This is a genomic window from Candidatus Symbiopectobacterium sp. NZEC151 (assembly GCF_025962655.1).
Classification (GTDB): Bacteria; Pseudomonadota; Gammaproteobacteria; order Enterobacterales; family Enterobacteriaceae; genus Symbiopectobacterium.
In genome coordinates, this window is record NZ_JAGFPE010000013.1 from 1 (window position 1) to 9016 (window position 9016).

Annotated in this window: 9 protein-coding genes and 2 pseudogenes; 6 read left to right on the top strand and 5 right to left on the bottom strand. The window is 44.6% G+C overall.

Going from position 1 to position 9016, the window contains the following annotated elements:
* The coding region (locus tag J5067_RS23090; RefSeq protein WP_264646097.1) for a hypothetical protein at window positions 1–245 on the top strand (245 nt) is incomplete at its 5' end.
* Between the two features lie 25 nt (window positions 246–270).
* Window positions 271–606, top strand: coding sequence for a hypothetical protein (locus J5067_RS23095; RefSeq protein ID WP_264646098.1), 336 nt, complete (start codon window positions 271–273; stop codon window positions 604–606).
* A gap of 61 nt (window positions 607–667) precedes the next feature.
* Here the strand turns inward: J5067_RS23095 and J5067_RS23100 are convergent.
* Window positions 668–937, bottom strand: a pseudogene (locus J5067_RS23100) (zinc ribbon domain-containing protein); the annotation flags it as partial.
* A 204-nt stretch (window positions 938–1141) separates the two neighbouring features.
* Here J5067_RS23100 and J5067_RS23105 point away from each other — a divergent pair.
* Window positions 1142–1915: an enterotoxin A family protein gene (locus J5067_RS23105; RefSeq protein ID WP_264627876.1), complete on the top strand. Its 774-nt coding sequence runs from the start codon at window positions 1142–1144 to the stop codon at window positions 1913–1915.
* A 252-nt stretch (window positions 1916–2167) separates the two neighbouring features.
* Here J5067_RS23105 and J5067_RS23110 read toward each other — a convergent pair whose 3' ends face one another.
* Together J5067_RS23110 and J5067_RS23115 are read right to left on the bottom strand one after the other, a co-directional pair.
* On the bottom strand, window positions 2168–2581 hold the full coding sequence (locus J5067_RS23110; RefSeq protein ID WP_264627877.1) for a regulatory protein RecX: 414 nt from the start codon (window positions 2579–2581) through the stop codon (window positions 2168–2170).
* Complete coding sequence (locus tag J5067_RS23115) at window positions 2578–5142, bottom strand: transposase (RefSeq protein ID WP_264652105.1); 2565 nt, start codon at window positions 5140–5142, stop codon at window positions 2578–2580. The genes J5067_RS23110 and J5067_RS23115 overlap by 4 nt, the downstream gene beginning before the upstream one ends.
* Before the next feature lie 92 nt (window positions 5143–5234).
* On the opposite strand from J5067_RS23115, the gene istA reads away from it, so the two are divergent.
* From istA to J5067_RS23310, 3 genes and pseudogenes are all read left to right on the top strand, one after another.
* Window positions 5235–6407, top strand: a complete 1173-nt coding sequence (istA, locus tag J5067_RS23120; RefSeq protein ID WP_264652106.1) for an IS21 family transposase — start codon at window positions 5235–5237, stop codon at window positions 6405–6407.
* A pseudogene (gene istB / locus J5067_RS23125) lies at window positions 6407–7208 on the top strand (IS21-like element helper ATPase IstB). The gene istA and the pseudogene istB overlap by 1 nt, the downstream one beginning before the upstream one ends.
* Before the next feature lie 42 nt (window positions 7209–7250).
* Window positions 7251–7538 carry a recombinase family protein gene (locus tag J5067_RS23310; RefSeq protein ID WP_369076107.1) on the top strand — a complete coding sequence of 96 codons (288 nt, stop codon included), beginning with the start codon at window positions 7251–7253 and terminating at the stop codon, window positions 7536–7538.
* 150 nt (window positions 7539–7688) lie between these two features.
* On the opposite strand, the gene J5067_RS23135 is transcribed toward J5067_RS23310, so the two are convergent.
* Together J5067_RS23135 and J5067_RS23140 are read right to left on the bottom strand one after the other, a co-directional pair.
* Window positions 7689–8450 (bottom strand): hypothetical protein, encoded by a 762-nt coding sequence (locus J5067_RS23135; RefSeq protein WP_264646102.1) that lies wholly within the window; start codon window positions 8448–8450, stop codon window positions 7689–7691.
* A gap of 294 nt (window positions 8451–8744) precedes the next feature.
* The coding region (locus tag J5067_RS23140) for a hypothetical protein (RefSeq protein WP_264646103.1) at window positions 8745–9016 on the bottom strand (272 nt) is incomplete at its 5' end.

The window sequence follows — 9016 nt, forward strand, 5'->3', positions numbered from 1 at the left end:
GAATATCAGTTTATAAATTTGGTCATTTAGCTTTGAATGGAGATATTGTTTCTGCTTGTAAGGTAACAATCCAAGACAAAAAAACAACAATAAATGAGGAGATATATTCACAAGATCAAGATGCATGTTCAAGGTTAGAAGGTTTTTTCTTTTCTTCAGCTAATGAAGGAGAATTAACCGCATGCAATATATCATCAGACCAAAATAAAAAGCTTAGACTAATTAACATGACAATAATAAGATGAATTTTTTAAAATAGAGGGCTAAGAAATGGAAGAAAAACTTACGCCACCATCTGATTCTTCTTATGAGACAAGAGGAAATTACGTACAGAGTGGTATTATAACCATGCTGCGAGCAAACGTAGATGGATATTGTCATTGCATGGTTACTTATTTAACAAGAGATGCTGATGCTGATACTAGGTATGATAACCAGGTAGAGCAATTAGGTGTATGGAAGTGTAACTCCTATTCTGGACTGGCTATGTTTCATTTAGCTATGCAATCTATGGTGACGAGATACACCGTTGATGTTTTATTTGTTGGAGGTGAAGAGAATCAAAAAGAAATAAAGGCAATTACCCTTGGTAAAGAGAAATGGTAAATCATGTGAATTGGGAATTCCCGCCGTAAACGGCGAGGAGTCCCAATTCACAGAGTCCAACCTAAGCCGCTTGATGCAGTTTAGGATTTACAGACTCTCCAAAGGCTAACACCGCTAGACCAGCGGCTTTTATATTCTTGGCGGCGTTAATATCACGGTCATGGTCAGCATTGCGCTCAGGGCATACCCAAGACCGAACATTTAACGCCAATTTAGGCAATGTATACCCGCAACAGTGACACCTTTTAGACGAGGGGAAAAACTGATCGATGGCAACGACAGAACGACCAGACCATTCAGCCTTGTATGTTAGCAACTTACCTAACTTATTAATTGGCTCATCATTAATAAATATTAACAATTCTCAACCAGAGGATTCATCAACATTACCCTCACCTCAGTACAATCCACAGTCTCTATTTTCTTGCTTCTCCTGTTTTTCATTTAAATAATATAAATAAAGCCATTTCACTTGCATTCATGGTTCATCAAAAAAAAACAACCTATCATATATTTTATATAAAAAGGTTTTAAAATGACAAAGACAAAGACAAAGACAAAGACAAAGACAAAGACAAAGACAAAGACAAAGACAAAGACATTAATTACATTAATTTTGGTTTTTTCTTCTAACAATCTACTTGCTTATAATGTGCCAAATAAAGGAGTATTTTATCGAGTAGACACACGGAATGAAACGGAAATATTTGCCAATGGATTTTCAAATCTTGGTAATAACACGAGTATTAGAGACCATTCTCGGGGGATTAGTTGTCGACATGGACAAGGAAATAGTTCTTTTATTTCTGTCAGTACAGATTCAGAATATGCAGAACATTATGCCCAACGGCTCCTGAGTCCAACTCAAAGAGTTACATATGTCTATATTATTGACTCTGGAGAGCATTTTTATAATATGGCAGATTCCCTAATTGCGAGTAATTATACCGCCGGAGTGAATGATGCAATGAGACAATCTGAGTGGATATCACATGGTCCTATTCCTGCCAGTTCTATTAGAGGAGTCAGAAGGTACACAACGAACAGTACACCACCAATTATCGCTAACCCCAATTATATATACGCCCCCCCTGTGATTAATGATGAGTTTATTTACTCCCGAGAACGCATGCCCGGAATAAATTCTTATATAGCGAATTTTATTCCGTTCGTTCTTCTTTGTATGTCTGCAACTACATATTGCCCCAAACCTACTAGTCAAAAAGAATCAGGTGATGGCTGTTACTTTACTGAGCCGTACAGAATAAAGACAGTTTTATTTTATTCCACATTCATTGTTAGCAAATAAGGGGGCTTATTTCCAAAATTGGGTCGTGACGCAGATTTAGTGGTAGTGATGGATCGTCAGATACCAACCGATGATCTTATCGTGCATGACCTCTGATTTTGGATGACCGTAAGGATTCGTTAATATTTGGCAATAAGCCTAAAAGTTATATAGTTACCAGTGGTTATAACTATTTATTGACACAAATGCATGCTCCGCCCCGCACGAGAGAAACATGCATTTGCAGCTGTGATTAGCTTAACGCTTCAAATATCATATCCATCGCAAACCCCTTGTACTGAAGGTTCCTGATTTGTTTGTTTTTATCCTTCGGTCAGTGGGTAACATTTCACCAAACATCCTGACTCTGGCTTCTTTTGCTAATGCATACCAGTCAATATTGCTCTTTTCGAGTTCCTGCTCTATCAGCGCTTGTGAAAATCCTTTCTGCCGAAGCTCCTGCTTTATCCGTGTGGGGCCATGTAGTTTCTTAACATGTTTGTCAAAAAGATAAGCAGAAAATTGAACATCATTAAGATAATGATTATCAGTCAGAAGCCGTAAAACACGTTCCGCGTCTTCTGTTTTTTCGGTCAGTCGGGTCAACTGCCGGTACATATCACCAGATGCGTAATTCTTTTTTGCCAGCAATGACACCGCATAGTCATATAATTCCTGTCTGGTCATGACTGGCTCCTTTTGTAGCAAATTCCGTCTTTCCCCACCGATAATCCCTGAATTTTCTCTGCCATCAACGGCCAGAGTGACGTTTTACGCTTGTGTTGTTCGTAGAGTGTCCTGAGGTAGCTTTCAGTTCCCGGGAACTGCGGGCCATCTTCCAGATCTTCACTGTAATCAATCGCTTTTTTCATATCGGAAACGGCATAGCTGTAATATTTGCTTTTCGCCTGATTAATCGCGTCTTCCACCAGAAGACGTCGCAACAACGTGGCCGCAAGGGCATATCCATGTTTATATAATGTACTGGATAATGTCCGGATAAATGAGTTCGTAAGATACGCAAGGGACCTGGCAAGTTCCATTCCTTCACTTTGTAGTTCTTTAAGTGCCTTTGTCATTGAGTGGCAATTATGAAAAATCAGCAAATTGGCAATGAGGTGATTGTATTTAATAATCTTCAACTTGCTTATCCCGTACATTTTCTTCGAGTGTACTGGCTGCAAAATAAACCCACTGCACAAATTTATTAAAACTTTCACATTTATTTGTTGCCCCTGGATCATTCTGCGTAACTCTTCACTGCTGACATACTCCAGAAGAAACAATGTCCGGATTACACGTCCAAGCTCCCGAAAGGCAAAATACAATTTATTTTTACGACTGGCTGTTCCCAGTTTGCGCAGGATCGTCGACGGGGCAATGTAGCCGGCTTTAACAGACTGAGCCACCTGCAACATATCGGGTAAATGTCGTTCTATTAACGCCCTGTCGATATTATCCTTGCTGAAAAGCGCCTGAATATGCTGGTAAGTCTGTTCAGATGACGATTTATAGCATTTCAAATCCTTCCAGTTACGAATTCTGGACATGAGTCTGATCCCCAGCAGATACGCCAGCCAAAACACCACTGCATTTTGCGCCTGAGTGTCACCATGTACAGTATCTGGCTGGATATCCGATATCAGGCCATCGAGGATGTAAATGGCTTCCCATACGCCACAGGGAATAAAATGTGAGAAAAGAGCTATGTCGGTATCACTGACGTGATAATAAGCAACTCCGCCCCAGCCACCATAACGGATGTGATATTCTGATAATATGTTGTTTTCATAAATATCCCATTTGGTTCCATCGGCTGCGGCCCGTCCGGGATCGCCCCAGAGGCCGGGCAGCCAGAATCGCTTGTATCCGTTGACCGTATAACGTATTGCTGCATCCAGCTTTTCTTCTGTAACATGCCGTTGATTCAGAAAAGAAATCTGGCGTTCTCCGACGCCTGTAATATTTCTTGCCAGTTGCGCAGTCCCCAGTCCTGTTCCATAGGCAAAGGTCGTCAGAATTTGCCGATATTCTTCATCACCTCTTTTACTTTCATGACCACTGAGTGGACCGAAATGCTGTCCCCATTTCAGCCAGTGCATTGTGTCGCCAAGTGCATCAAGAACTGACAAATTGAGAGCCTGTAATTTTGTGGTCAGGGTTTTATTGACGGCATTAAATCCTGCTGGTAACGGTTTTTTGACCAGTTTTGTCAGAACAGGCCGGTCGTTGATTATGGTGAAGTACGAATTGGCCATATAACCCCGGTCAACGCTGTCAGCCACCTCTTTCAGTCGCGTCTGTAAATGCCCGACGAAGGATTTACCCTCCACTGGCAGGCCGACCAGTTCACCATATTCAGCCCGTATTTCTGTGCATTTTTCCATAGGTAAAAGCTGAGTACGGGTATCGGAATAACTATCCCCTCCGGGTACGCAAATATCTGCGGATACCAGCTGGCGGCAAACGCAAACCTCAAGAGCTCGTCGATTCAGCCTGTGTGGAGTGTTATTACGCTTTGTTTCTCCGGTAACCAGTCCCCACCATTTATCAGGGATCCTGTCAAGATCCCGGGCGGTCAGTATGCCATTTTCCTTACTCCCGAGACGCAACCAGTCACTGTGCCGGTGTTTATTGGCCAGAACGAATGCAAGGACCTGAACAAAACTTTGATCCTGTCTGGTTGCCACAAATGTCAGTTTGCTCAGAATACGAAAAATTTGAGTCCGGCGAGTCTTGAAATGGCGCCACATGAAGCGGCTTTCGTTTTTACCCCCGTGTTCAGCATGAATCTGGGAAAATTCACATAAATCCTGGCGGGCCGATACCAGTTGGGAGATGCAGGCGATTTGCTCTTCAATCGACTGCTCTGACTTCAGTACAGTGTCAAGCTGGGCAAACCGGCGAATAATTTCGTCAGTCTTGTCCTGGTTCGCGGAGAGGTATCCACCAAGTTCTTCTGCAGCACGGTGCTGTACTTTAGCCATTTGTTTGCAGAATACATTACACAGATCATCAGTGATTCTGGCCAGTTGCCGCTGTATCAAGGATAGTGTTACCACATATCGCTTTTTGGCCTCCATATCGACCATACTGGCTGCATCCAGGCTCATTCCTTCCAGCGCTAATTGTTTGCGTTTGATCTCGGGGATATCTTCCAGAATACAGATGTTACTGCTCAGCCTGGAAAGCTGGTCATAGCGCAATAATAGCTCTCTGAGCCCTTCTATTGTCGCTTTTGTCAGCACCAGTGATATAAGTCCCTAAATCACCATTTGATTTGTCCGCTCCACCCAACATGTTGTTTCCTGATGGTTCCGACACCGAAAAGGATATCAACATGCTGAGCAGAGAGGACTTTTTCATGATAAAGCAAATGCGCCATCAGGGCGCTTACATTGTCGATATTGCCACCCAAATCGGTTGTTCCCAACGTACCGTCAGACGGTACCTGCGTTATCCGTCACCGCCGGCGCGCAAGGCCCGACTGCGAATGGAAAAACTCCGCCCTTTTATGGAGTACATCGATATGCGTCTGACCGAAAACGTCTGGAACGCCGAAGTGATATTCCATGAAATCAGAAAGATGGGCTATCCCGGCGGACGCTCCACGCTTCGGGCTTACATCCAGCCCAAACGCAAAATGCGGCCGGGTAAAAAGACCGTGCGCTTCGAAACCCAGCCAGGCTACCAGTTGCAGCATGACTGGGGAGAAATCGACGCGGAAGTGGCCAGTGAGCGCTGCAAAATCAACTTCGCCGTTAACACGCTGGGCTACTCGCGTCGCCTCCATGTCTTTGCGGCGTCGAGCCAGGACGCGGAACACACCTATGAGTCCCTGGTGCGGGCCTTGCGCTACTTCGGTGGCGGCGTGAAAACCGTGCTGGTCGATAACCAGAAAGCGGCCGTGCTGAAAAATCACAACGGCAATGTGGTGTTCAACGCCGGCTTCCTGCAACTGGCACAGCACTATGACTTCCAGCCCCGGGCTTGTCGCCCCCGCCGCGCGCGAACCAAGGGCAAGGTTGAACGCATGGTTGAATACCTGAAATACAACTTCTTCGTCCGTTACACGCAGTTCGACAGCTTCGCGCACGTTAATCAGTTGTTGGAGCAGTGGCTTGCCGAGGTCGCGGACCAGCGTGAGCTGCGCCAGTTCCGGCAAACACCGGCGACCCGCTTCGAGGAAGAAAAAGCGCACCTGCAGGCGTTGCCGGCAACGGACTTCGATACCAGCTACTTCGACATCCGTCATGTGGCCTGGGACGGCTATATCGAGGTGCGAGGTAATCGTTACTCCGTGCCGGAGGCCTGGTGCGGCCGCCCAGTCTCCATCCGGATCATGCTGTATGATGAGCTGAGGATCTACGGCAATGAGCAGCTTGTGGCCACTCATCGCCTGAACAACCGTGGTGCCGGGTGGCAGACCGTTCCGGAGCACCACGCGCTGCTGTGGCAACAGGTGAGCATGCTAGAACACCGACCGTTGAGTGCTTATGAGGAGTTGCTGTGATGCATGAACTGGAAACGCTGCTGAGTCGCCTGAAAATGGAGCATCTGGGGTACCAGGTGGAAAGCCTGCTGGAGCAGGCGGCGAAGGAAGAACTCAACTACCGCGAGTTCCTGTGCCGAGCGCTGCAACAGGAATGGAGCGGGCGCCATCAACGCGGCATGGAGTCCCGGCTGAAGCAAGCCCGGCTCCCTTGGGTGAAAACGCTGGAGCAGTTCGACTTCAGCTTCCAGCCGGGCATCGACCGTAAAGTGGTGAGAGAGCTTGCCGGCCTGGCGTTCGTGGAGCGAAGCGAAAACGTGATCCTGCTGGGCCCACCGGGCGTGGGCAAAACGCATCTGGCGGTGGCGCTGGGCGTGAAAGCGGCTGATGCAGGGCATCGGGTGCTGTTCATGCCGCTTGACAGGCTGATAGCGATGCTGATGAAGGCGCGGCAGGAAAACCGGCTGGAGCGCCAACTGCAGCAACTGAGTTATGCACGAGTGCTGATCCTTGATGAAGTCGGCTACCTGCCGATGAACCGTGAGGAGGCAAACCTGTTCTTCAGGCTGCTGAATCGGCGTTACGAGAAGGCAAGCATCATCCTGACGTCGAACAAGGGGTTTGGCGGACTGGGGAGAGATGTTCGGCGACAACGTGCTGGCAACGGCGATCCTGGACAGGTTGCTGCATCACTCAACGACGCTGAATATCAAGGGGGAGAGCTACCAGCTAAGAGAGAAACGAAAAGCAGGCGTGCTGAGCAAGAATCTAGCGCCAGAAAACAATGAGGCATCGCTGGAGAAAAGCGGTCAACCTGGTTGATGAATAGCGGACATTAAAAATGGTGAAAAACGGTCAAAGATCGTGGCGTTGACACCCGCATCGGGTGAACTGGTGCTTAACATTTTTTCGTCCCTGGCCCAGTTTGAGAGACGCCTCCTCCAGGAGCGAACCAGGGCAGGCCTCGCGGCTGCACGCGCCCGGGGGCGAAAAGGAGGACGCAGGGCAGTCAGCAAAAGCGCACCGAAAGTGATGATGGCCAGGCATATGTATCATGATAAATCTTTAAGTATCAATGAGATTTGTGAAACGTTAAAAATTTCCCGGGCGACATTCTTCAGGTACGTATCTTTAGCAAAAGATGCAGCCTAATGGTTATATAAAATATTTAGATATAACTTTCAGGCTTATTGCCAGAAATTAACGAATCCTTACGGTCACCCGGAGTGGCCCAGCAACAAAGTGGCAGAACTGCTGCCATGGAACGTAGATCTCACCAATAAATAATAGTCAATACGGCGCTCACTTAATGCTTACAAAAAAACAATGAAAACAAGAAAATAAAGATTGTGGGTTATACTGAGGCGAGGGTAATGTTGATGAGTCATCTGGTTGAGAGTTATTAATATTTGTCAATGATGAGCCCATTAATAAAATAGGTGAGCTAGTTATTGGCGTTTGATTTCCAAAAGTAAAAGGCGAGTCATTAGAGTGAGTGTCAGCATTTACATAATTTCCGTTTTGGAAGTTTTGTACTAAAACACCTCCGTTATTAGACAGACGAGTATAAACGGTCACGGATTCAATTAGTTCACTAGGAATATGTCTATATGCAGCGTATTCGTGTTCCCGCATTACAACGGCTCTTACGTCATGTGACATATTAATTCCAGATGCATCATAATTATGATACATCGTATCTGAAACTGAATAGAAATCTTCGGTAGCTCTTATTGTGTAAAGATAAGCAACATTATTTTCCGCTATATCCATTAGATCATATGAAAAACCTCTGGCTATTTGTGGATTGGAACTTGTAGGTATAAATGCATCATTTCTGGTTCCAATAGCGGCCCTTCTTCCAGATAAGCCAAGAACATGAGCATTGAAGTTAATATTTACACCATTATCTCCACTCTCTGACCATGAAGAAAAACCATTCTTAAAAACCTCTTCGGGAGGTCGATTATCACCTCTATAAACCTTTTTCACTGGGAGGGAGTATACCAATGATGAAAACATTGCTATTAAAAATAAAAATAGTATTTTTTTTAGTGCTTTCATGTGTAACCTCATTATATGTATATGTGAATTCACTAAGGTGTATTTAGAAATTTCCATTTTTATTTTATTAAATAATAATTCAATCAAATACCATCTCATAAGAATAGCTAATTGATACCAAACAAACACAGACACTAATAACCAAAAACGCTCAACCAAAAAATTACATAATTTTAAAAATCAATATGAACAATGTAACCTATATTAAAGTAATATCGTAATTAACCTAAAAAAGCATTGTTGATTTAGATCACAAAAAATAGTATATAAGCACACTCAATGGATTTATTATTTTTACGGTTTTTCTTGATCTAACGTAATAGCTTTTATCTCTTTTGGATTATCGTCGGATTTGTCAAATAAAACATCAACGCGAGTTCTCGTCGTCATCGACTCCATAGCTATATTAAACATAGCCAACCCAGAATAGCTATTACATTTCCATATTCCTAATTGCTCTACAGTGTTATCATACCTAGCATCAGCATTTCTTGTGAGATAAGTAACCATACAGTGACAATATCCATCTATATTTGCTCGTAACATGGTTATAATACCACTTATTT

Excerpts from the sequence above, each read along its gene's own strand:
- J5067_RS23095 (WP_264646098.1), top strand. The coding sequence starts at position 271 with ATGGAAGAAAAACTTACGCCACCATCTGATTCTTCTTATGAGACAAGA.
- J5067_RS23105 (WP_264627876.1), top strand. The coding sequence starts at position 1,142 with ATGACAAAGACAAAGACAAAGACAAAGACAAAGACAAAGACAAAGACA.
- J5067_RS23110 (WP_264627877.1), bottom strand. The coding sequence starts at position 2,581 with ATGACCAGACAGGAATTATATGACTATGCGGTGTCATTGCTGGCAAAA.
- istA (WP_264652106.1), top strand. The coding sequence starts at position 5,235 with ATGCTGAGCAGAGAGGACTTTTTCATGATAAAGCAAATGCGCCATCAG.
- J5067_RS23135 (WP_264646102.1), bottom strand. The coding sequence starts at position 8,450 with ATGAAAGCACTAAAAAAAATACTATTTTTATTTTTAATAGCAATGTTT.